Genomic DNA, 23,187 nt, shown 5'->3' with positions numbered 1-23,187 from the left:
TTCTTTCATTTGCGGATACTCGGGAAAAATAGACGACGTACTGCGCGACAGCGGTCCGGCGAGGCCGACTGGTGGTCGGCCTCCCCGAGCGGCAGGATCAGGCCTTGGGGGGTTCGTCCTCGCCGGCAGCCTCGGCAGCGTCGGCCTCGTCCTTGGTGGTGTAAGCGCTGTCGGCGGCGTGCTCCGGCGGACTGTAGATGGTGTAGAGCACAAGGGGTTCGTCGCCGGTGTTGCGGAAATTGTGTCGGGCGCCCGCGGCTACCGCGCACTGGTCGCCGGACTCCACCACATGGGTGTGGCCCTGCAGGTCGGCTTCGCCGGTGCCGGAGACGAAGGTGAGGATCTGGTCGGTGTTCTCGTGGACCTCGTCCCCGATCTCACCGCCGACCGGAATGGTCATGAGAACGATCTGGGCGTACTTGCCGGTCCACAGGACCTTGCGGAAGTCCGGGTTCGCCCGGGCCACGTCCTCGATCGTGAAGTGCTCGACGTTGCCCTCGATGGAGAAATCCTGCTTGCTCATTTCCTGCTCCTTGCCTGGTGGGATTGGTCAGCCATTCTGGGTGAACGGCCCGTAGTGGGTGGATAGAGATCGGGGGCCGAGCGGGCGCCCGGGGCGGATTCACGCGGTGCCCCGGGCGCCCGGCCGGCTTCAGGCCGGGATCTTCTCTCTGTCGGACTGCGCGCGAACCCGCTCGCTCTTGGGCACCGCGGTGGAGCCTTGGGTGTTTCGCATCAGCCTCATGGCGTTGAGGATCACGATGAGCACCGAGCCCTCGTGGACCAACATGCCGATGGACATGGTCACGCCGCCAAAGAAGACGCCTGCCAGGAGAACGACCACGGTGAGCAGGGCGATGGCGATGTTCTGCCGCATCACGGCCACCGTGCGCTTGGCCAGACCGATCGCCTCCGGGAGTTTGAGCAGGTTGTCGCCCATGAGGGCGATGTCCGCGGTCTCCACTGCTACGGCCGACCCTGCTGCCCCCATCGCGACGCCGATGTTCGCGGTGGCCAGCGCGGGGGCGTCGTTCACGCCGTCGCCGACCATGGCCACGGTGTGACCCTCGCGCTGCAGCTTTGATACCGCGTCGAGCTTGTCCTCGGGAAGGAGGCCCGCGTGGATCTCGTCGATCCCGGTCGCCTTGCCGATCGCCTCGGCCACCAGGCGGGTGTCGCCGGTGAGCATGACGACCTTCTCGACGCCGGCGTCGTGCAAGCGCCGCACCATCTCCGGCGCATCCTCGCGGACCCGGTCCGCCACGGCGACCACGCCGATGACCGCGCTATCCACGGCCACGATCATCGGGGTCTTACCCGCCGCGGCGAGTTTCCTCGCCGCGGCCGCGGCGTCCACGTCATCGGTGACGCCGTACTGCTCCAACAGCGGCGCGTTGCCGATCAAGACCCTTGTGCCATCGATGTCGGACACAATGCCCTTGCCCGGCACCGGGGTCACGGTGCCCGGGATGCCCTCGGGGCCCACACGTTCGGTGCGAGCGGTGTCGAGGATCGGTCGGGCGAGCGGGTGCTCGGATCCGGCCTCGGCGGCCGCGGCCCACCGCAGCACGTCAGTGCGGTCGAACTCCGGGGCCAACACGATGATGTCGGTCAACTGCGGGCGACCCTCGGTCAGGGTGCCGGTCTTGTCGACGGCGACCGCCGAGATCTTCGCGGAGGTCTCGAGGAACTCTCCACCCTTGATCAAGATGCCGTTACGGGCGGAACGACCGATACCGGAGACGATCGCGACCGGGATCGAGATGACCAGCGCGCCGGGGCAACCGATGACCAACAGAGTCAGCGCCAGCACGATGTCACCGGAGATCAGACCGGCCACCAGCGCCAGAACCATGACGGCCGGGGTGTACCAGACGGAGAACCGGTCGATAAACGCCTGGGTCCTGGCCTTGGCGTCCTGTGCCTCCTCCACACGGTGGATGATGCGCGCCAGGGTGGTATCGGCGCCGATGCCGGTGGCGAGCACCTGCAGGAAGCCGCCGCGGGAGACGGTACCGGCAAACACCTGATCCGACTTGGACTTCTCCACCGGCATGGACTCGCCAGTGATGGAAGCCTCGTCAATCGCGCCGGTGCCGGCCACGACCTGGCCGTCCACCGGCACCTTGGCGCCGTTCTTCACCAGGACGATCTCGCCCATCCGCACCTCGGCCGCGGAGACCTCCTGCTGTTCGCCGTCACGCATGACGATGGCGGAGTCTGGGGCCACGGCCACAAGTTCCGCCAGGGCGGAGCGGGTCTTGTTGATGGTCGCCGCCTCGAGTGCGTGACCGATGGCGAACAGGAACGTCACCGCCGCGGCTTCCCAGAAGTTGCCGATGATGATGGCGCCGATCGCCGCGATCGACACGAGGAGGTCAATGGCGATGTGCTTGACAAGGAGTGCGCGGATCGCCGCGATGGCGATGCCGTAGCCGGCCACGATCGCCGCCGCGAGCATGAACGCGTTAGACAACGTGAAGACCGACGAGGTAGTGGCGTGTTCGCCGGCATCGACCCACCATTGGGAACTGATCGCCGGATTGAGCGCATCGCTCAACACATGCTCGAGCAGCAGGGAAATGACAATGAGCACACCGGCACTAGTCGGGACCGACCATTTGCCGTAAACCCATCGGCGGAAACCGTTCATGACGTTGTGTCCTTTCAGGACATGAAAAGTCGGTGTGGTCGCCCACGAACTCCGGAAGACGAGAGGACTCGTCCGGGGTGGGCGGCCTAGGGTCAGAATGCCGAGGGGCGTGCGGTGTAGCCGGCCTTGGCGATGGCGGCGACGATGTCGTCGACACTGGTGACGTCCGGGTCGTGGTCGACTTCGATACGCGCGGAGGCGAAGTGGACCTCCACCTTCTCGACGCCCTTCAGACGGCCGACCCGCTTCTCGATCTTCGACACACACGACGGGCAGGAAAAGCCCTCGGCGCGAAGAAGAGTGTGAATGGTGGTGGAAGTACTCACAGTGTGATCCTTTCTCTACTGAATTCCCGGCACCGACCGTGCACTGATGTGTTCGATCGATAGCCTCAGTCTACGGACCACAAAATAATGTTCATTGAACCAAATCAATTTGCCGCGAGCCGCCTCGGCTGCGCGAGGCGGACATCGTCCTGGACACTCAGGGAGTCGTGTTCGTGCTGTTCCACTCCCTCGGAAATAGTGGATATCGAAGCCCCCGGACGCCTGCGGCCCGAAGATCACGCCAACCAGGCCGCACGCGACAAGACGGAAGTGAACGAATGAGTCAACCGCACGATCATCATCACCACGCCCACCGCCACGGATCCGGTGGCGACGCGGCCGGGCACCTCGACGATAAGGGCGCGGCGGTAGCCGAGCATCATCACCCGGATGCGCCCCACGACACCACCGGCCACGGCCACGCAGGGCAGCATCACGCCGGCCATGAAGACCACGGCGGTCATGCCGGGCACGCAGACCACGTCGGGCAGTTCCGACGTCTTTTCTGGATCATGCTCGTCTTGGCGGTACCGGTGGTGGCCTTCAACGAGATGTTCGCCCACCTCCTGGGTTACCAACTCCCCGAGGCCGACTGGGTGTGGTGGCTCTCCCCCGCCCTGGGCACGGTGATGTATGTCTGGGGCGGCCGACCGTTCCTGACCGGCGCACTCTCCGAGGTACGCGCTCGTCAACCCGGCATGATGCTTCTCATCGGCCTGGCAATCACCGTGGCGTTCATCGCCTCCTGGGGCGCGAGCCTGAGCTTGTTGGACCATGAGCTGAACTTCTGGTGGGAACTGGCCCTGCTGGTGGTCATCATGCTGCTGGGCCACTGGATCGAGATGCGCTCCCTGGCGCAAACCACCTCTGCACTCGATTCCCTGGCGGCACTGCTACCCGATGAGGCCGAGAAGCTCGACGGCGACGACGTGGTCACAGTCCCACCGGTCGACCTGGCGGTCGGTGACGTCGTGATCGTCCGCCCCGGCGCTTCTGTGCCCGCCGACGGCAAGATCATCGACGGCTCGGCCAGCATGGACGAATCCATGGTCACCGGCGAATCCAAGCCGGTCCGCCGTGAAATCGGCGAGCAAGTGGTCGCCGGCACGGTGGCCACCGACTCCGGCTTGCGCGTCGAAGTCTCCGCAATCGGTGACGACACAGCCCTGGCCGGAATTCAGAAGCTGGTGGCCGACGCGCAGGCATCCTCCTCGCGTGCCCAGCGCATCGCCGACACCGCGGCCGGGTGGTTGTTCTGGTTCGCCCTCGCATCGGCCGTGATCACCGCTGTCATCTGGAGTGTCCTGGGGTTGCCGGATGCGGCGGTGGTTCGCACGATCACCGTGCTGGTGATCGCCTGCCCGCACGCCCTGGGATTGGCGATCCCGCTGGTGGTCTCGATCGCCACCGAACGCGCCGCCCGCGGCGGCGTGCTGATCAAGGACCGCCTCGCGCTGGAATCGATGCGAACGGTGAACTCCGTGCTGTTCGACAAGACCGGCACCCTGACCAAGGGCGAACCCACCGTCACCGGGATCGAACCGATCGAAGGACACACCCAAGACGAGGTGCTTGCCCTCGCTGCCGCGGCCGAGAGCGACAGTGAGCACCCGCTCGCCAGAGCTGTGATCGGGGCCGCGCGAGCCCGCGAACTGGCCGTGTCGAAGGCGACCGACTTCTCCTCCTCGCCAGCTGTGGGTGTGAAGGCCACGGTGGACGGCACCGTGGTCGAGGTCGGTGGCCCCTACCTACTCGACCAGCATGGCCGCGACGAACTCCCTGTCGCCGATCACTGGCGCACCGAGGGCGCGATCATCCTGCACATCCTCGCCAATGGTCGGGTGATCGGTGCGCTGCGGTTGGCCGATGAGATCCGGCCCGAGTCCCGTGACGCCGTCGACGCGCTCCATGCTGCCGGTGCGCAGGTCGTCATGATCACCGGCGATGCTCAGGCCGTCGCCGACACCGTCGCCGCCGAACTGGGCATCGACCGGGTCTTCGCCGGGGTCCGGCCCGAAGACAAGGCCGCCAAGGTCGCCCAGCTCCAGCACGAGGGCCGCAAGGTCGCCATGGTCGGCGATGGGGTCAATGACGCCCCGGCGCTGGCCCAAGCCGACGTCGGCATCGCCATCGGCGCCGGGACCGACGTGGCGATTGGCTCCGCCGGGGTGATCCTGGCCAGCTCGGATCCGCGCTCGGTGCTCTCGGTCATCGAACTCTCCCGCGCGAGCTACCGCAAAATGAAACAGAACCTGTGGTGGGCCGCCGGCTACAACCTCGCCGCCGTGCCTCTCGCCGCTGGCGTATTGGCCCCGGTCGGATTCGTGCTGCCCATGAGCGTCGGCGCCATCCTCATGTCGCTATCGACAGTCGTTGTCGCTCTCAACGCCCAGCTGCTGCGGCGCCTCGACCTGAGCCCAGAATCCGTCACAAGAGCGATGGAGCGAGGATAACCACCATGACAACCACCGACACCTCTCGGCGACGAGTCGCATCCGCGTTCCTTGCTGCCGCCGCGTTGACTCTCGCCGGCTGCTCGACCGGACCGTCAGGCAACGCGTCGACAGAACCACCCGTCACCTCGTTGGAGTCCTACGGTCTCGCCGGTCTCGACGCGCCCCAGATCATCAACAAACTCGACACCATGCCCGTGGCCGATAGGCCGGATGATCTGATCGCCTCGGTGCAGCCGAACGAACTGGTCTTGACCAGTGGCGATGTGAGCCTCGCAACGATGCCTATGCCAGATGACCAGTTCTATCTGTCAGTGGCGCCCTACAGCACCAGCACCCACCCCTGCCAGTTCCACAGCCTGACCACCTGCCGCGGTGAGATGGCCACCGAGGAGGTGTACGTCACCATCACCGATACCGCCACCGGAGACACCCTCATCGACGAACCACGCACCACCTATGACAACGGCTTCCTCGGATTCTGGCTACCGCGAGACATCACTGCCACGCTCACCATCGATTACGACGACAAGTCGGCCACTGTTCCGATCGCCACCGGAGACCAGGACCTCACCTGCCTGACCACCATGAGACTCGCCTGACAACCCCCCGCCGGGTCGCGGCCACCGGCTGGCAGGGAAGCCAGGTGCGTCCCGCATGGGCCACAGCACCGCCAGTCAGAGGTAGTGGCAGATCGTCTCGGCTTGGCAGGTCGCAGGGTCCACTGTGCGGTTGGCGGACTGGAGCTGGGCGACTGCCTGACGCAGCTGCAAAAGGTCGGCTATCTGCTGGTCGATCTCGTCCAGTCGAGTCACCAGGAGCGTGTCGACGTGAGCGCAAGGTGCCTGTCCGTCATCGCGAATCCGGAGGATCTCACCGATGCGGGCAAGCGATAGTCCCGCGCTCTGGCCCCGCCGGATGAAATCGAGCCGGGAGATGACGTGCTCGGGGTAGTCACGGTAACCGTTGAGGGTTCGTTGTGGGGGCGGGAGCAGGCCCACGGATTCGTAGTAGCGAAGGGTTTTCGGAGTGGTGCCCGCCGTGGCAGCCAGTTCGCCGATCCTCATTGAAATTACCGTTCCTTCGAAACCGCCTGGTTTGACCTTCCAGTGCGCTGGAAGGTCCATCCTAATGAGCGAAGAAAGAGAGGGGCCATCTGATGGAACCGGGTTTCGAATTCGATTTGGCGGTGGTGGGCTCCGGCGGGGCAGCCATGGCGGCCGCTATCACCGCGCGGCAGGCCGGCAGGACGGTGCTGGTGATCGAGCGCGGCACCATCGGCGGCACCTGCGTGAACATCGGGTGCGTCCCGTCCAAGGCGCTGCTGGCCGCTGCCAGCACCCGCCAAGCCGCACTGACCAATCCCTTCCCCGGGGTCCCCACCCTCGCCCGGGACGTTGATCTGGGAGCGCTGGTCACGCAGAAGGACCAGCTGGTCACTCGACTGCGAGAGACCAAATACGCCGACGTCGCGAACGCCCATGGCTTCGAAATCCGCCGTGGGGAGGCTTCCTTCCTCGATCCCGACACTCTGGTGATGGATGGGGATCCGGTGGCGGCCGGTTCGGTGGTACTGGCCACCGGAGCAGAACCGGCACTACCGAAGGACGTAACCGGGCTGGACGAGGTGGGGTATCTGACCTCGACCGCCGCCATGGAATTAACTGAACTTCCCGACTCCATGATCGTCATCGGCGGTGGCTACGTCGGTATCGAACAGGCCCAACTCTTCGCCCATCTGGGCACCCGGGTGACCATCATCGGCAGGATCACCCCTGCTGCCGAGCCGGAAATGGTCGCCATCCTTCGTCAGGCCCTGGCCCAGGACGGGATCACGGTGGTCGAGGAGCACGCCACCTCTGTCGACCGGCAGAACGCACAGGTCACAGTCCGCACCGCTTCGGGCCGCAGCCTCTGCGCAGAGCGTCTACTGGTGGCCACCGGGCGTCGCCCGTCCACAGACCGCCTCAACCTGCCAGCCGCAGGAATCACCACCGACCCGGACGGATTCATCCTTGTCGACGAGCATCAGCGCACCACCAACCGGCGGGTCTTCGCCGCCGGTGACGTCACCTCGGCACCCCAGTTCGTCTACGTCGCTGCTGCCACTGGGAAGGCCGCCGCCGTCAACGCTCTTCGGACCGATCCGCAGGGCCCAGCCGAGGTCGTCGACTACACCGGACTGCCGACGGTGATCTTCTCCCGCCCCCAACTGGCCACCGCCGGGCTCACCGAAGCCGCAGCCCGGGCCGCCGGGCACCGATGCCAATCCCGAGTGATGAGCTTCGAGGACCTGCCGCGCGCCTTGATCGACCAGGACACCCGCGGGGCGATCAAGATGGTCGCCGAAATAGAAACCGGGAGGATCCTCGGACTCAGCGCCATCGGAGACCGCGCCGGAGAAATCATGCTCGCGGCCACCTACGCCATCACAGCCGGGATGACTACCCGCCAGATCGCCGACACCTGGGCTCCCTATTTGACCACTTCCGAAGCCCTGCGCCTGGTCGCAGGCACCTTCCACACCGAACTACCCACCTCCTGCTGCGCCTGAACACCGCCTCCACGTGGGGGCTTGGTCGGTCGCGTTCGAGGTTTCCTGCCGTCTCGGTTTCGAGTCGAGGAAGATGATGCCATGTCGAAGGACGTCAATCCCGTTACTGAACCACCCCGACAAAGCGAACAAGGTGCCCTGGCGCGAACTGCTCTGGTCGTCTCCGTCATGCTGCTGGCCGCGGCGGACCTCGGAGCTAAGGCTTGGGCGGGCGGAGCACTGGCCGACGGCCACACGGTGGATCTGGGACCAATGCAGCTGCGCCTGGGTTTCAACTCCGGGGTGGCGTTCAGCCTCGGCGCTGGCCTTCCCGCCGGCGTCGTTCTCGGCATCACTGGACTCATCATCGGTGCGCTGGCGCTCTTCACCTGGCGGGCCACCGGCACAGCAACGCGCACAGTACGACTGGCGTTGGCCCTGGTCTTGGGCGGAGCTGTGGCCAACTTCATCGATCGCGCCCCCGACGGGGTGGTGACTGACTACCTGCACACCGGATGGTTCCCTACTTTCAACCTCGCCGATGTCTTCATCACCGGTGGCGCTGTGGTGCTGATCGTGGCCACCCTTACCGGCCGCGACAGGATCGAGGTGTGGGAGACGCCAGAAGTTGCAGCCCGGCAAGTCAGGGGACCTCATGACAACTGAGGTGGCCGCGGCAGCATCGGCCTTGTGGTTCGGCCTCGTGGCCGCGTTCGGGGTGCGCTCCTAGCGCCCCCATCAGAGCACCGCTTTCGCCGACCTGCGCGACCTGCGCGGCCTGCGCGGCCTGCGCGGCCTGCCCGGATCAGTCGAGTGGTTGAGGTGGGAGCTGGTGACGTCAGGTCTTGCGTGCCGACCGCGAGACGAGTCCGAGTTACACCGAGATTCTGCGACAGATGCTCACAGTGGCTGACCCACGCTCAGGGCGGCAGCGCTATCCCCGCTGCATTTCCGCCGATCCCGAGCCCGCTTGGTCGGCAGCCAGTCGATGCAGTTGCGCTCGCCTCTAGTTCGGCCGTACCTGACTGCTCAGGTGCCGACGTGGCCGCACCCGGCCGGTGCGGTGGCCGGCTCTGTCGTTTCTACAACCCACCCACGGCCGGTGGGTCGGACCAAAGCGCGGCATTATAGAGTCCTGGCTAGCCGTTGCAGCCCGAAACGCGCCGTAAATAATCCACGCCGGTGCGACGCTCCGTTTGGACAACAGGGGCGGTCGCGGTTCAGGTGCGTGGAGTTACATGGATGTGAGTGAGCTATGCGTAGGACTCCCTTCGTCGCGGTGATCGCCGCGGTCGCCCTGGGCCTGGCCGGGTGCACCTCGGAGAACACCGAGACCGGGACGGAGACGACCGCAGCCTCGACCGTCGGCGCGGCGCCCATTGTGGTGGAGGATGCGTGGGTCAAGGCCACTGATGTCAATGGGGGCACTGAACACGGCGAGGCCGCCACTGGTGACCCCGGTTCTGCTGACCCGAATGCGCACGGTGACGGTGGCGCGATGGCACCGGTGTTTGGGATCGTGCGGAATCAATCCGATGAGGATGTCCGCTTGGTCGAGGTGGCCTCCGTGGTCTCCGGTGAGGCCGAGTTGCACGAGACCGTCTCGGGGGCGGCGGGTGGCTCGATGATGCAGGAGCGAGAGGGCGGCTTTGTCATCCCGGCAGGCGGAGAGCTTGTCTTCGAGCCTGGCGGGAACCACATCATGCTGATGGGCGTGCACGAATCGATCCGCACGGGTCAGGAAGTCGCCGTGACCCTCACATTGGAGAACGGCGACAGCAGCGAGATCGTCGCCTCCGCGCGGTCGTTCGAGGGGGGCAATGAGCAGTACCAGGGCGGGGAGTGACCGGCAATGGGTGACAGTAACCGCCGCTCGGCGTTGAATCGCAGATCCTTCCTGGTCGGCGGTGCGGCGCTTACCGGTGGTGCCGCTGTCGCCGGAGGAGCTGCGGGGTGGGGAGTTGGTGGGCGCACCGCGACCGCGCGGACCCCTGATCGCGACGCGATAGCCAACTCCCGGGCCGTCGGCGCGGCCACCGAGCCCTTCCATGGTGACCGTCAGTCCGGCATCACCACGGCGCCACAGGCGCATGCGGCGTATGTGGCATTCGATTTGCGAGACGGCCTTCGCCGCACCGACCTCATCGGCGTACTACGAGCCTGGACGCAGGACGCGGCCCGGCTCACGCAGGGGCGCGGCGGTCTGGCCGACCTGCAACACGAGTTGGCTGAAGGACCGTCCCGGTTAACGGTGACCATCGGCTTCGGCCCGGAGCTGCTCGGCAAGATCGGTCTTGGAGACCGCACCCCGGAGTGGTTGCAGCCGCTACCGGACTTCCCGCAGATCGACCGGCTCGAGGACCGGTGGTCCGGCGGGGATCTGCTGCTGCAGGTCTGTGCCGACGACCCGCTCACCGTCGCCCACTCGGCCCGGATTCTGTCCTCGGGTGTTCGCGATGCGGTCCTTCAGCGGTGGGCGCAGCGAGGGTTCCGTCGTGCCGTGGGCACCGACCCGTCCGGGCAGACACAACGCAACCTCTTCGGGCAGATTGACGGCACCGCCAATCCCTCGCCGGCCGATGCCGACTACGACCAGTTGTTGTACTCCGATGGCGCCGACCGGCGATGGATGCGGGGCGGTACCTCCCTGGTGCTGCGTCGTATCCGGATGACGATGGACACCTGGGAGGAGATCGAACGGAGCTCCCGTGAGCTCACGATCGGACGGAAACTCGACTCGGGCGCGCCGTTGACCGGTACCACAGAACACGACCCCGCTGACTTCGAGGCGATTGACCAGACCGGGTTGACCGTCATCCCCACCGAATCACACATCGCCCGGGCCCGGCCACGGGTCCGGGCCGAGACGATTCTGCGACGACCGTACAACTATGACGATATCCCGGATCCCGGCCAGATCAGCAACTCCGGGCTGTTGTTCGCGTCCTACCAGGCCGACCCGGTACGCCAGTTCGTACCGATCCAGCAGCGACTGGCAGAGCAGGACATGCTCAACACCTGGACGGTCCCGATCGGCTCCGCCGTTTTCGCGATCCCACCGGGGTGCCACGAGGGCGGCTACGTCGGCGAGAGCGCATTGGAGGGATAGCCGCAACGCAACCACCGGGAGCTGCGGTCGCCGACCCGCTCGATTCGGACCTGTCCGGCCATCGTCTCGTGGGTCGATCGCGCTCCGGTTGCCCCGCCTCACCGCTATCGCTACGGCTGGCCCGATTATCATCCAGTGACCACGTCAGGGCACGCATGAGTTGGAAAGCGGACAATCTGTTGAGTAAGAATCTGAAACTCTCGCTAGCGCTGATCACGACTGCTCTGATCGTCCTGGTGGTGGCCTTACTGGCTGCCGGGAACGATTCCGGCTCCGAGCAGGCACGTCCTGATGACAGTCCGGGCACCGGAGTGTTGGTGCGTGAGGACAGTCCCCGACTGTCTGAGGGCGGTGACGCCGTCTTCGTGGAGTTCCTCGATTTCGAATGCGAAGCCTGCATCGCGCTCTATCCGACAATTGAGGACCTCCGCGAGCAGTACGGAGACCGGGTGACGTTCGTGGTGCGCCACATGCCCCTGCACGACAACTCTATGGCGGCGGCCCTGGCCGCCGAGGCCGCCGCCGAGCAAGGCCAGTTCGAGGCCATGTACCGCAAGTTGTTTGACACGCCCGAGCAGTGGGGCCACCAACAAACCCCGCAAATGGACACCTTCTTCGGCTATGCCGAGGAACTGGGGTTAGATATGGAGCGCTTCGAGAGCGCATACAACGACCCGGCCACCCTCGAGCGCATCGAACAGAGCAAGCAGGACGGTCAGAGCCTCGGGGTCAGTGGCACGCCGACCTTCTTCCTGGACGGGGAGCGCCTCGAGCCGACCAGCGTCACCGATCTCGAGAACAGCATCAATGCTGCCCTCGAATAGCTCAGCCACCCCGGTCGCACACTCCACCAACGCCGGCCCGGATCAGTACCCCCACCGCAGGCTCGCGGTGGTGCTGATCGTTGGTGGGCTCATCGGCCTGGTCGCAGCGGTAGTGCTCCTGGTGGAGAAGATCGCACTGATCGAGAACCCGGGCTACGTCCCGTCCTGCAGCATCAACCCCGTCCTGTCCTGCGGGTCGGTGATGACCACCGCGCAGGCCGAGGCCTTTGGCATCCCCAATCCGATCATCGGCATCGCCGGATTCGCCGCCACCACGGCCCTGGGTGCCGCGCTCCTAGCCGGGGGAGCATTTCAGCGGTGGCTTTGGGCCAGCATCCAAATAGGCGTCACCTTCGCGGTGGTGTTCATCCACTGGCTCATCTACCAAAGCTTGTACAGCATCGGTGCCCTGTGCCCGTACTGCATGATCGTCTGGGCGGTGACCATACCGATCTTCTGGTACTGCACCCTGTGCAATCTTCAGCTACTACGCCGCAGCGGTTCGGCGGGTCTTGCGCGCCTCATCGCCGTAGTTACCGAATACCGGGGCGCGATACTTACCGCCTGGTACCTACTTGTTCTGCTGCTCATCACGCACCGTTTCTGGGACTACTGGACCACCCTCGTCTAGAAACGCTCGCCGAACAGCAGATCGCGTTCCGCGAGTCAGTCCTCGGCTCACTCGGGGGCGGCACACCGCAGTCTGCGCAGGCGCTCCCAGATCAAAGCAGCGCACGCCGGATGGCTCTCGGACCCGGTCCCCCGCCCGCTGTCCAACTCCTCGTACAGCTATCGACTGCTGTCGCAGACGATCAGGCGCGGTTGCCTCCACGCGAGCTGCGTCGATACTCGGATGCGAACCGGTCACCGTAGCGATCACGCATGGCCGCCGCTACGAGCCGGTCTGAGTCCGCGGCCTCGTCCGATGGACCATCGTCTCCAACCGTGGCCGCGGGAGGGCCCGACGGGGCCTGCGACGCTGTGGTGTCCTGCCCGGGACCTGCTGCCCGGTTCCCGCCCTTGCGTGGCCGCGCCGCGGCGGCATCGTTGTCCTCGTCGTCCAGACGACGGCGCTGACGTATCTCGCTCCACACGAAGTAGCCCAGGCCGATGGGAGCGAGGACCCCGAAGGCCATCCACTGCATGCCGTACGACAAGTACGGTCCTGACTCGGTGGACGGCAGTGGCATCGGTTCCAAAGACCCGGGCTGCCCACCGGCGAGCTGGAGATAATAGGGCGACAGGTCGGTGCCGAGGAGGTCCCCGATGACGGGGGGGTCGATGTTGCGCACCATGTTCCAATCGTGCAGAACGATGGGTTGGGCGGGAGCATCCATCGGGATCCTGAGGCGGGCGATGATGGTCAGCTGGCCCGTCGGCGCGGACGGGAAGTCTGGGACCGCGTTGTCGTCGCCGACGCGGACCCATCCGCGGTTGACGAGCAGGGAGTCACCACTGTCGGTGCGGAATGCACGAAGTGCCTGGTACACGAGTTCACCGTCGACGGACTGCATCCGCAACAGGACATCCTCCATGGGCAGGTAACTTCCGCGCGCAGTAACCAGATGCCATTCGGAATCACCGAGAGATCCCTCCCGCCGGATCACTTCGTCCAACGGAACCGGCCCTGCCACGCTGCTCTCAACGAGCTGGGCATTGCGTGCCTTGAGATCCTCGTACTTGTTCAACTGCCAGGGGGCAAGCATCGTGAAGCACAGGTAGGCGAAGAGGCTGATGAACAGAAGGGTGATCAACCATCCCGGCTTGAGCTGGCAGATAGGGCTTGTCGGTACCGCGGGTCCGGCGAGTTGGTACCGCCATTCCGGCGACCCGGAACCGGCCCGTGTGTGAAGCGGGCCGGCACCGTCGGGGGTTACTCCCAGTAGCCGGTAGTGGCTCGGGCTTGGTCGTCGCGCTGTCGGCGCATGTCGACTTCGCCGAGGTTGATCTCGCGGGCGTTGTTGGCCAGGCGGTTGACGATGGAGTCCGCGGCGACCCGGTCAGGCAGCGCCTCGAGCCAGTACGCCGGCCGGGATTGGGAAGCGATCATCGTCGGCAGCCGGTGCTCCCGGTTGGCCAACACGGCGAACAAGTCGTTCGCGGCCTCAGGATCGATGCCCACGGTCAGGAAATCGTCGATGATCAGCAGCTCCACGTCCGAGAGGTCGTTGAGCATCTTCTGGTGGCGGATGCCGTCGCCGCGGGCGATGACCAGCCGCCGGGCGAGTTCGTCCATGCGGGCGTAGGTGACGGTGTGCCCGTTCTGGCAGGCGGCGATGCCGATCGCGCAGGCCAGGTAGGTTTTCCCGCCGCCGGTCGGTGAGAGGACCAGCAGGTTGGTGGGGTCTTGGCGCCAGTGGTGCCCGGCGTAGCGTTTCATCCGCACCGGGGTGATCCCGCGTCCTTCCTGGTAGTTGATCTCCGCGATCGAGGCCTGCGGGATCGGGAACTTCGCCGCTCGGATCAGCTTGTCGATCCGGTGGGCCTGGCGCTGGTCCAAGGCGTCGTCGACGGCGGTGAGAAAGATCTGCTCCGGGGTGAGCTCGTCATTGGCCTCATCGCTGATGAGCTCCTCGAACCGGGTCGCCACGTGCGTGATGCGCAGATTGCGGAACTTCTGGTGATCGATCTCGGTGAACATCACACGCCCTCCCCGCTGCGGCCGCGCGCATAGTGATCGGCCGAGCGAACTTGAACGGCGCTGTCGTCTCGGGCTCCGGCCGGTGGCGGGGGCTTTCGTGTGGCCGCCGCCGGGACCACGGGTCGGGGCGCTTTGCCGTCGGAGTCGATGGTGGCCATGACGCGTTTGAGCACGCTGTAGCTGCCGACGCTGTTCTGGTTGAGCAGCACTTGGCAGGCCGCCTCGAGCCGCTGTCGACTTCTCTTGCCGAGAGTTTCGAGAATGTTCTGGCAGTCCAGATAGCCCTGCGCCTCGATCACGTGACGATCCAGGATCTGGGCGATCACCTGCTCGGTGGCGGGGCCGAACCCGCGGGCGCGGTCGGTGAACCACTGCCGCGACCACAGGCCGTCGATACCCTGGTGCTCTTTCGGGGCGTGAGCCAGCACCGTCGAGTACTGGCCCTTGCGGCCGTGGCGCCGCGAATGCTCGCAGACGACCTGGTCACCGTCGAAGAGCGTCACCGACTGCGCGGTCAGGCGCACCCGCAGCAGCTGACCGGCGAAGGTGTACGGCACCGAGTAGTACTGCGACTCGCAGGAGACGTGATAGTTCCGGCCGACCTTGAGTTGCTTCCATTCCACCGTGGCGAACCCGTCGTCGGGCAGGGCCGCCAGCAGCGGCGCTTCGTCGGACTCGAACCTCTCCCACCGGGTCGTACCGTCAGCCCGGCGAATCTGGGTGTTGATCTCGGCGACGCGGTCGGCGATCGCCGCGTTCAGGGCCTCGACGGTGGTCCACACCTCCTCGGCGAGGTAGCCGATGACGCGTTTGTTGACCACTTCCACTGCTGACTCTACGGCTGCCTTGTCGCGGGGTTTTCGGACCCGGGCCGGCACGATCGCGGTGCCGTAGTGGTCGGCCAGCTGCTGGTAGCGGACGTTGACAGCCCTGGCCGCCTCGCCCTGCTTCTGCCGATGAGTGGCGGTGGTCGGGTTGTCGGGCACCACCATCTGCGGTGTCCCACCGAAGAACGCGAATGCGGCGACGTGAGCGTCAATCCAGGACGGCGATTTCATATCCGTGAAGCCGCGGCAGAACACCGCACCGGAGTACGGCAGGACGGCCACGAACAAGTACAGCTTGGTGACCTCTCCGGTGACGGCGTCGAGGACCTCGAGGGTGTCGCCGGCCCAGTCGACCAGCATCGTCCGACCCGGTTCGTGATGCAGCGTGGCCACCACGTCCTTGATGCGGGCGTGCTCGGCGAACAGGGCGCAGTACTGCGAGTACCCGTACTTCTTCCCGCTTCCGGCCGGAGCGGCGAGATACTTGCCCCAGGCCTGCTGGATGGTGAAGTGCCGGTTGAACTTCATCGACGCCAGCACCCGATCAAAATCGGGCTTGGCGTAGTCCTCCGAGACGCGTTTGCGCCCGTCGGGGAACATCCCGGCGATCTCGGCCGGGTTCATCGACGACGCTTGGCCGGCGGTGATGCCGTACGCGGTGATCGTCTTCTTCACCGCCGCGATCTCCCGACGCGAACACCCGACGGCGGCGACGATCTCGCTGTAGCTATGCCCGGCCAGCGCCAACGTCATGATGGCCTTGTACTCGGCCACATCAGCCTCCTCAAATAGGAAGAAGCGGCGCAGTCGCGCCGCCTCACCCCGAGCAGACCACCCCGCCCGCCCCAAGGAGTACCGAGTCGCCGGAATCGAAGTACCGGATCGCCGGACTAGGCGTACCCACTGGCCCTATCTGCCAGCTTGAGCATGCGAGAGAACCGTTTCACCTGCCAAACAGTAATCGTGCCGGCTGTCCGATCACCCTGCGCATCACCACGGCGACGGGAGCCGGCTGCACGGGCCTGTCGGAAAACTGGGCTGACCGGGGGGCGCGCACCTCATTTACGACCTGTCCGGTGCCCTGGTGGTCCGTGATCAGCGTCGTCAGGTTTTCGACCTCCCGCCGATCGAACATGCTCGCCATCGAGCACCGCGCCCAGCGGCGCGCATGTTCATGCGGAGTAGTGACTACCGCTGCGTTCCCGGCCGAGGCCAGAGCCCCGGTGTGTTACGGGCCCGGCGTGGCTGCGCTGGGCGCCTACCTACTGGGCCGCCAGCACCTTCCGGTTGACCGGCGTTCCGCAGAATTCGGTGGTTCTGAAGCCATTCCGGGGTGTTCGCAACGCTGTGCCCTGCACGGGCATGTTGAGGTCTAGCAATTCGTGTCGACTCTGCCCGTGTCACCTAACCCCCCAAGCAGAAACGCGGGACTCATGACCGAATGGGACACTTGAAGAGCGCCCTGGAGTCTCGCCCCCAGCAGCGTCCGGGACCGTAGCCTGATTAGGCGTCGTTGGAGCCGATGACTGCTCGCAGAGCAACGGGCGTGCCAGCCTAGCTGCAATCAGATACCGACCTAGGAGATCAGCAATGATCGCATTGACCACGTGGACGGGCGGCATCCTCACCGCCACCGGACTCATCGCCTACTTCACCACCGGGATGGAGAGTGCCACCTCGCTGATACCGGCGTTTATCGGTGTGCTGCTGCTCATCGCGGCGTTCATCGCGAGCCGCGTCCCGAACGCCAGCCGAGGGGTGATGATCGCAGCGCTCGTCATCGCCGTGCTCGGGGCACTGGGATCTCTCATGCCGCTTGCCGACCTCGGCGCGTTGTTCGCCGGAGATGCAGAGCGGCCTGCTGCGGTAATCGTCAGCGGGATCATGCTGATCGTGCTCGTCGTGTACTTCGTGGCGGGCCTTCGTCAGATCCTGACCACTCGCGAAACGGGGCCAAAAGCAAATTGACAAAGACCCCGGCCTTTCGCGGTGGGGTGAACATCGGGAGGAAGATTCCCGCGGATCGTGAATCGGGGCGCTCGCCTCGCACCGCGGCTGACGCGGGTTGCCGGGGTCGAGAGCGTTCAGGACGTAGTCGGGGGCGCGGGGATCGGCCACGGCAACGTGCTCGGAGAGGTTCTGCTCGCAGCCGTCCTGGACCACCACGTTGGTCGCCATCGAACCGGGGGCCAGGCCCGACGTGTACGGCAGGACGACCTCGACGTACCGGGTAGCCCGTTGAGGTACCGCACGCCCGGCGCGTACGGAGTCCCGTCGGCCCACAACTCCTGCAGCACGAGCGAGCCCGGCAGCATCTGCGTGAGGAGCACCGCAACCAACTCGACGCCGCCGGTGGAGGCGGTAAGCATCTGGTCCGGTCACCGGCCTGCTGATCGAATCCCGTACGACTCAGCTCAATGACCGCGATATCAAGACGGTCCGCGGAACCCCGGTTTTCGCTCCCAGCCGGGACACGCTTCCACGTCGCGCACGCGGCCGGAAACCAGGAACCACTCCTGCCAGCGTTCCGGAGAATTCTCCGGTTCTGGAGTCATTTCGGAGTGGGCGCAACGCCGTGACCTGCAGGGGCTTGTTTGAGATCTAGTAAGTCGGGGATTCCCCGAAGAAATGCACTACCGCGCGGGGTTGCAACGCCGGCCCGGAAATTGGCGAACACCAGCACGCGCTCCCCCGCGGGGAGGCGGTCGGCACGCCCGAAGTGGACGGTGCTAGACGAGGACTCCTTGGGCCGCGAGCCACGGCACCGGGTCGACCCACTGACCGGCGGCGGTCTGTACGCGAAAGTGCAGGTGGGGGCCGGTGGAGTCTCCGCGGTTGCCGACGGTTCCGATCACTTCACCGGCGTTGACCCGCTGGCCGACGCTGACGTAGTTCTGGTCGTTGTGGCCATATTCCAGCAGTTCGCCGTCATCTGTGCGGATGCGGATCCAGATGCCGTACCCGGCGGCGGGGCCAGCGGCTTCGACAACGCCGCTCTTGGCGGCGTAGAGCGGCGTACCAATGGGCGCTCCAAAGTCGGTGCCGTTATGGAAGCTGCCCCAACGCGAGCCGAACCCCGAGGTGATCGCGCCCGCGGTAGGGGCATGCGCACCACCGATCTGCGGGCTACCGGCGCTGTCGCCGAGGGAACCGAGCCCGAGCCCGGCGGCGTACTGCCGGACCTCACTTGGGGCCACGCCGAACTGGTCCCCAATCCTTTGGATCTCGGCGGGGTCGATGCCGAACTGCTCGGCCGCGGCCTGGATCGCCTCGACGACCTGGGCATGATTGATCGCGACGGGTTGAGCGGCGGCGGCTGGCGCGAAAGCCAGACCAAGGCCGCCCGAGAGGGCTACGCCGACGACGGCGCTACCAACAAACCGCGACACCGTCGCGGTTTCGCTGGCCACACGATGGCGGCCGCCGGCCAAAGTCGCGCTGCGCACGCCCAAACGCTCGGTGAGCTCTGCGACGGTCACGGTCCGGGTGGAGTCGATCATGGGGCTGTCTCCATCGTTCGGGGTGATGTGTTCCCGCGACGTCTATGCGATGCGGGTGACCGATTTCGTCGGCAACACGACCCAATATAACAACTCGGTATCGATCGTGTCACCCCTCAGCGCGTAATTCGTGATCATCGCCAGCCCCAGTGCGCCCAGATCGACTCCCGGTCGGGGAGAAGTCGTCTCCACCTCGGAAGCTCAGCCAGCGCCTAACCCTGGCGGAGCTGTCACCTCACTGGTCCTCTCTGTGACGGTCGTCTCGGCCGTGCATCTGCCTTGCGACTCGGTTGGTCAGCCACTACCTTTAACCGGGGTCAGGTCACGAAACGATTACGGTTAGACGACGACGGGATTCGGTAGCAGTGGAGAAGCGAGCAGGACCGAAGCACGCCTCTCAGTCGACCAGCCCCCCGCGGCGCCGCCGCGGAGCCCATCGCCGGGTTTCACCGAACAACCACCGCAGTATCGCCGCGGTCGTGGCCCTGGCCGCGGGTGCCTCTATTGCGGCAGCGGCTCCCGTCAGTGATCAGCGGATCGTTCTTCTCGCGACCGACGAGCCCCCGGCCGGTAGCACCGATGACGCACACTCCAAAGATGCCCAAGCCGCGACCCCCTCGGCTCCGCTCCCCCTCACCTCCGATGACGCGAACGTGTCAGGCGAGCCGGGACCCACCGCCGCGGGTTTCGTCGGCAGTCTGCAGAGGGGCACCGAACTCAGCTACGAGCGTGAGCTTGCCGAGGAGCAGGCGCGGCGTCCCATTGTGGCCCTCCCGGCAGTGGGCATCTCAACGTCCTCCTTCGGCCCCCGATGGGGCACGTCCCATTCGGGTCTCGATGTCGCCAACGCCATCGGCACGCCGCTGTTCGCCGCGACCGATGGAATCGTCATCGATTCAGGCCCGGCCTCCGGTTTCGGCATCTGGATTCGGATCATGTCGCCGGACGGCTTCATGACCGTCTACGGCCACAATGAGAGCAATACAGTTCAGGTCGGTGACACTGTCGTCGCTGGTCAGCAAATCGGCGTGATGGGCAACCGCGGCTTCTCCACCGGCCCACACGTGCACTTCGAGGTATGGGCCGACGGCGGCTCGCGGGCTGTCGATCCGTCGGCATGGCTGGCAGAACGGGGCATCATGGTCAACTCGGGGTCAAGCAGCAGCGCCCTATGACGCCGGAACTCTGACAGCCCTGTCGGCACGGCACTGCGCCCCGGTCTCCCCCGGTGGTACTGGGCTTTTAGCTGTGACGAATAACGGACACGACGACGCCCACCGGCACACTCACTGCGAGGCTGGCAATGACAATCCGGTAGAGCACGAGGTACCACGTACGCGGGCGCGCGTGACGCGCGGTGGCCAGGAACAATGTGAGCGATATCAGCAACAGCACACCGCCCGCGGCCACCGCGGTCACGGAGCCGGTCAGGGTGCCAACGAGTACCACACTGTTGGCCAGGTTGTAGGCGAGGAGCTGGACCACGCGCAGGCGGCCGGGCACTGTGCCGTCAGTAAGCAGTGCCTGTCCGACGCCCAGCCCTACCTGGGCCACCCCCGCAACTAGCACCAGGTAGGCCGCCACCCAGGAACCCTCGTCGAAACCGGCCGGTGGGACCGGTGACCGCGGCGACAAGGCCGCCCGCGATGATGGCGGTGAGGCCGACGAGCACGAATTCTCGCATCGCCCGCCAGTGTGAGCGTGTGAACTCGGCCTGATTACGTGCGCTGTGACTCAGTTCGTCGCCCATTCTCTGTTTCCCCTCGTCGTGATCGGTGTCGTGGTCCTGGTAGCGGGGTTGCTCGCCACTGAGGTGGAGACCACCGGGTTGTCGCACCCGCCGGTTGGTGGGGTTGGGGATGTTGCGGCGGGCTGCCCATCTCGTTCATGGGCTCGCTCCTATCGCCGACGTGCCTGCGGGACGAACAAGGGGGTGTGATCGAACCATCCTCGACGACGAGGGACCGCTTGCCCCCTACCTCCGGTCGGTCTGGGACATCTCGCGGAGCATGTCGTTATAGGCCTTGAGCTCGGCGTCGTCGTCCCGCTCGGCCTGCCGCTCCCCCCTCCGCGCCTCACGCATGTCCGTCTGGAACCACTGCCAGGCCAGGGCGAGCATGACGATGAACAGCGGGATCTCCCCCGCCGCCCACGCCACCCCGCCGCCGACCTGCTGGCTCTGCAGCAGATCCGGGACCCAGGGCAGCCCGATCCCCGAGTACCAGCTCTCGGCCAGCACGGTCTTGTAGTTCATGAGCATGATGCCGAAGAAGGCGTGGAACGGTAGCGAACCGAGCAGCACCATGAGCTTGTAGAAGGGCGAGAAGTGCCGCGGCGCCGCGTCGACGCCGATGATCACCCAGTAGAACAGGTAGCCGCTGATGAGGAAGTGCACGTTCATGAACATGTGGCCCAGGTGCTCGGAGGCCAGCGTCTCGTAGAACCCGCCGAAGTAGACAAGATAGAAACCGGCGACGAACTGCACCGAGGCGACGATCGGGTGGGTGAGGAATCGGGAGAGCGGGTTGTTGATGAACTCCACGATCCACTCGCGTGGTCCCGGCGGGTTGCCGCGGCCCGCCGCCGGGAGCGCCCGCAGTGCCAGTGTCAGCGGCCCGCCTAGGGCGAGCAGGACCGGAACGAGCATCGAGATGAGCATGTGCCCGACCATGTGGCTGGAGAAGTCGGCCATCATGTACATCCCCATACCGGAGCTGGTGGTCAGGAACAGCAGCACGCACCCGAGCACCCACGCCACGGTTCGTCCCACCGGCCAGGAGTCGCCGCGTCGGCGCAGGGTGATCAGCCCCCACACGTAGAGCCCGAGCAGGATCACCGAGGCCAGACCCAGCACCAGGTCGAAGCGCCACAGACCGAACACCGTCTCGAAGGAGAACGGCCCCGGCAACTCAAAACCCAGCAGCGACTCCTGCCGGGTGGGCACATAGAGCGGTGCCGGGGGCGGGGTGCGGCCGAGCGAGACCGACAGACCCAGGGTGCCCGCCATGATCACCGTTTCGACCAGTCCGATGCGCAGCAGCGTGCCGCGGTCCACCGGGGCGTTGGCCGACGTTCCCTCGATGCGGTTGATGATGCGCCGGCGCACCGCCAGCCCGAACACCGCCAACAGTGCCAGGCACAACGCTTTGGCCACAATCAGCAGCCCGTAGGTCGAAGACAACAGGTCGGCGGGGTGCAGACGGACCAGCCCGTTGATGATCCCGGTCAGCCCGAGCGCGACGATCGCCACCGTGGCCACCACCGAATAGCGGCGCAATGAAAGCGCTACCCGGCCCCCGCCACGCATCGCGTGGGCGATCACCGCGACGAGCCCACCGACGTAGAACGCGGCAGCGAACAGGTGGATAATCAGCGAGTTGGCGGCGATGTCGTGGGCGGTGCCGCCCGAGGCGTGGCCCGTCGCGGCAACGGGCAGGAGCGAGAGCACCGTGACCCCCAGCCAGATGACCGACCAGCGCCAGCTCACGGTGAGCCGCTGCCCGATCCCGGCGACCAGTGCAATGATCGCGGCCCAGCGCCACGAGGACGCCACCTCGATCTGAGTGATCGCCACGATCCACTGGTCCGGCGGCAGGGACTGCCAGAGCGTGCGCCCGGACACATCCGACAGGGTCAGCGGGATGAGCAGGGCCGCGGCGATCGCCCACGCGATGTTGATCCACGAGGAGATCTGCTGTGCGCGGTAGCCGTCCACGTCGAGGGTCTTGTCTTTCTGCGGCGGGGTGAAGAACGCGGCGAACAGCGCCATTCCCACCGCCACCGATGCCAGCAGCTCGGCGATCGCGCGGACCGCCGGGAGCCCGGCGGTGGTGAGCAGGCCCGGGTTCGGGACGCCGAGGAGCTCGAGTGCCAGGTCCGTGGACATTCGCGAGAGCGGGACCACCACACCTGCCGCCACGACCGCGAGCAGCACCACGACCGGCACCACACCGCGGGTACGCAGCGGTCTGGCGGTGGCGGAAGCTTTGGACGAGGGTGCCTTCGACGACGGCGACATGATCCCTATCGTAGGAAGCGGGTATCCCGGGGTCCGATTCGCGCCTGCTCCGGCGCACCCCCGCGATCGGCGACGTTTCATGCGGGCCGTCCACCTGCCGTCGAACGACCGGGCCTGCTCGCGTGCGCCCATTCGGCCGCCGCTCTCTCGGACTCCGGGCCTCAGCTGATCAGACAGTCTCGGGTTCGGGCGGTGATCGCGTGGGTCGGCCAGCCTGCCGAGGCCTTCAGGGTCGTACCTTCACCCGCATTGGTGGCCGTCTCCGCGCCCGCCGATCCCTTTCCTGCCGCCGCGCCGAGCAAG

20 protein-coding genes are annotated in these 23,187 nt (G+C 66.0%); 10 read left to right on the top strand and 10 right to left on the bottom strand.

What is annotated here, in order from left to right:
* Positions 1 to 97 precede the first annotated feature (97 nt).
* From A6048_RS08050 to A6048_RS08040, 3 genes are all read right to left on the bottom strand, one after another.
* Entirely contained in the window at positions 98 to 523 is a 426-nt protein-coding gene (locus A6048_RS08050; protein WP_107747663.1) for a cupin domain-containing protein, read from the bottom strand.
* A gap of 129 nt (positions 524 to 652) precedes the next feature.
* Positions 653 to 2,653 (bottom strand): heavy metal translocating P-type ATPase, encoded by a 2,001-nt coding sequence (locus A6048_RS08045; RefSeq protein ID WP_107747664.1) that lies wholly within the window; start codon positions 2,651 to 2,653, stop codon positions 653 to 655.
* A 92-nt stretch (positions 2,654 to 2,745) separates the two neighbouring features.
* On the bottom strand, positions 2,746 to 2,979 hold the full coding sequence (locus A6048_RS08040) for a heavy-metal-associated domain-containing protein (RefSeq protein WP_107747665.1): 234 nt from the start codon (positions 2,977 to 2,979) through the stop codon (positions 2,746 to 2,748).
* Between the two features lie 278 nt (positions 2,980 to 3,257).
* Here A6048_RS08040 and A6048_RS08030 point away from each other — a divergent pair, with 278 nt between their 5' ends.
* A complete protein-coding gene (locus A6048_RS08030) occupies positions 3,258 to 5,432 on the top strand; it encodes a heavy metal translocating P-type ATPase (RefSeq protein WP_425320808.1) in 2,175 nt (724 codons plus the stop codon).
* Between the two features lie 5 nt (positions 5,433 to 5,437).
* Entirely contained in the window at positions 5,438 to 6,034 is a 597-nt protein-coding gene (locus tag A6048_RS08025; protein ID WP_179524731.1) for a CueP family metal-binding protein, read from the top strand.
* A 75-nt stretch (positions 6,035 to 6,109) separates the two neighbouring features.
* On the opposite strand, the gene A6048_RS08020 is transcribed toward A6048_RS08025, so the two are convergent.
* A complete protein-coding gene (locus A6048_RS08020; protein ID WP_107747668.1) occupies positions 6,110 to 6,499 on the bottom strand; it encodes a heavy metal-responsive transcriptional regulator in 390 nt (129 codons plus the stop codon).
* 92 nt (positions 6,500 to 6,591) lie between these two features.
* Between A6048_RS08020 and merA the strand changes: the two genes are divergently transcribed.
* The 6 genes from merA to A6048_RS07990 all read left to right on the top strand — a co-directional run bounded on the left by merA (position 6,592) and on the right by A6048_RS07990 (position 12,529).
* A complete protein-coding gene (gene merA / locus A6048_RS08015; RefSeq protein ID WP_107747669.1) occupies positions 6,592 to 7,986 on the top strand; it encodes a mercury(II) reductase in 1,395 nt (464 codons plus the stop codon).
* Positions 7,987 to 8,067: 81 nt separating this feature from the next.
* Positions 8,068 to 8,631: a signal peptidase II gene (gene lspA / locus A6048_RS08010; protein WP_235027338.1), complete on the top strand. Its 564-nt coding sequence runs from the start codon at positions 8,068 to 8,070 to the stop codon at positions 8,629 to 8,631.
* A 589-nt stretch (positions 8,632 to 9,220) separates the two neighbouring features.
* Positions 9,221 to 9,811: a copper chaperone PCu(A)C gene (locus tag A6048_RS08005; RefSeq protein ID WP_107747670.1), complete on the top strand. Its 591-nt coding sequence runs from the start codon at positions 9,221 to 9,223 to the stop codon at positions 9,809 to 9,811.
* 6 nt (positions 9,812 to 9,817) lie between these two features.
* Positions 9,818 to 11,074, top strand: coding sequence for a Dyp-type peroxidase (locus A6048_RS08000; protein ID WP_107747671.1), 1,257 nt, complete (start codon positions 9,818 to 9,820; stop codon positions 11,072 to 11,074).
* 179 nt (positions 11,075 to 11,253) lie between these two features.
* The gene (locus A6048_RS07995) at positions 11,254 to 11,898 is read left to right on the top strand and encodes a DsbA family protein (RefSeq protein ID WP_067718661.1); all 645 of its coding nucleotides are present in this window, start codon (positions 11,254 to 11,256) and stop codon (positions 11,896 to 11,898) included.
* Positions 11,882 to 12,529: a vitamin K epoxide reductase family protein gene (locus tag A6048_RS07990; protein WP_107747672.1), complete on the top strand. Its 648-nt coding sequence runs from the start codon at positions 11,882 to 11,884 to the stop codon at positions 12,527 to 12,529. The genes A6048_RS07995 and A6048_RS07990 overlap by 17 nt, the downstream gene beginning before the upstream one ends.
* Before the next feature lie 181 nt (positions 12,530 to 12,710).
* Here the strand turns inward: A6048_RS07990 and A6048_RS07985 are convergent, their stop codons facing one another.
* The 3 genes from A6048_RS07985 to istA form a co-directional block, all read right to left on the bottom strand.
* Positions 12,711 to 13,676: an SURF1 family cytochrome oxidase biogenesis protein gene (locus A6048_RS07985; RefSeq protein WP_483400325.1), complete on the bottom strand. Its 966-nt coding sequence runs from the start codon at positions 13,674 to 13,676 to the stop codon at positions 12,711 to 12,713.
* Between the two features lie 95 nt (positions 13,677 to 13,771).
* Complete coding sequence (locus tag A6048_RS07980; protein WP_006898359.1) at positions 13,772 to 14,539, bottom strand: ATP-binding protein; 768 nt, start codon at positions 14,537 to 14,539, stop codon at positions 13,772 to 13,774.
* Positions 14,539 to 16,140, bottom strand: a complete 1,602-nt coding sequence (gene istA, locus A6048_RS07975; protein ID WP_108835156.1) for an IS21 family transposase — start codon at positions 16,138 to 16,140, stop codon at positions 14,539 to 14,541. Before istA ends, A6048_RS07980 begins: the two co-directional genes overlap by 1 nt.
* A gap of 816 nt (positions 16,141 to 16,956) precedes the next feature.
* Here istA and A6048_RS07965 point away from each other — a divergent pair.
* Positions 16,957 to 17,334, top strand: a complete 378-nt coding sequence (locus A6048_RS07965) for a hypothetical protein (protein WP_017838585.1) — start codon at positions 16,957 to 16,959, stop codon at positions 17,332 to 17,334.
* A 761-nt stretch (positions 17,335 to 18,095) separates the two neighbouring features.
* Here A6048_RS07965 and A6048_RS07955 read toward each other — a convergent pair.
* Positions 18,096 to 18,866, bottom strand: a complete 771-nt coding sequence (locus A6048_RS07955; RefSeq protein ID WP_069389212.1) for a M23 family metallopeptidase — start codon at positions 18,864 to 18,866, stop codon at positions 18,096 to 18,098.
* Positions 18,867 to 19,345: 479 nt separating this feature from the next.
* On the opposite strand from A6048_RS07955, the gene A6048_RS07950 reads away from it, so the two are divergent.
* Positions 19,346 to 20,041, top strand: a complete 696-nt coding sequence (locus tag A6048_RS07950; RefSeq protein WP_063973417.1) for a M23 family metallopeptidase — start codon at positions 19,346 to 19,348, stop codon at positions 20,039 to 20,041.
* Positions 20,042 to 20,108: 67 nt separating this feature from the next.
* Here A6048_RS07950 and A6048_RS07945 read toward each other — a convergent pair whose 3' ends face one another.
* Positions 20,109 to 20,450: a hypothetical protein gene (locus A6048_RS07945; protein WP_200837410.1), complete on the bottom strand. Its 342-nt coding sequence runs from the start codon at positions 20,448 to 20,450 to the stop codon at positions 20,109 to 20,111.
* Between the two features lie 391 nt (positions 20,451 to 20,841).
* A complete protein-coding gene (locus tag A6048_RS07940) occupies positions 20,842 to 22,884 on the bottom strand; it encodes a bifunctional copper resistance protein CopD/cytochrome c oxidase assembly protein (protein WP_107749387.1) in 2,043 nt (680 codons plus the stop codon).
* Positions 22,885 to 23,187: the final 303 nt, after the last annotated feature.

The organism is Dietzia psychralcaliphila (genome assembly GCF_003096095.1).
In the GTDB taxonomy this organism is placed as follows: Bacteria; Actinomycetota; Actinomycetes; order Mycobacteriales; family Mycobacteriaceae; genus Dietzia; species Dietzia psychralcaliphila.
Note: the sequence above shows the minus strand (reverse complement) of the source record. Positions and strands in the feature narration are given on the sequence as shown.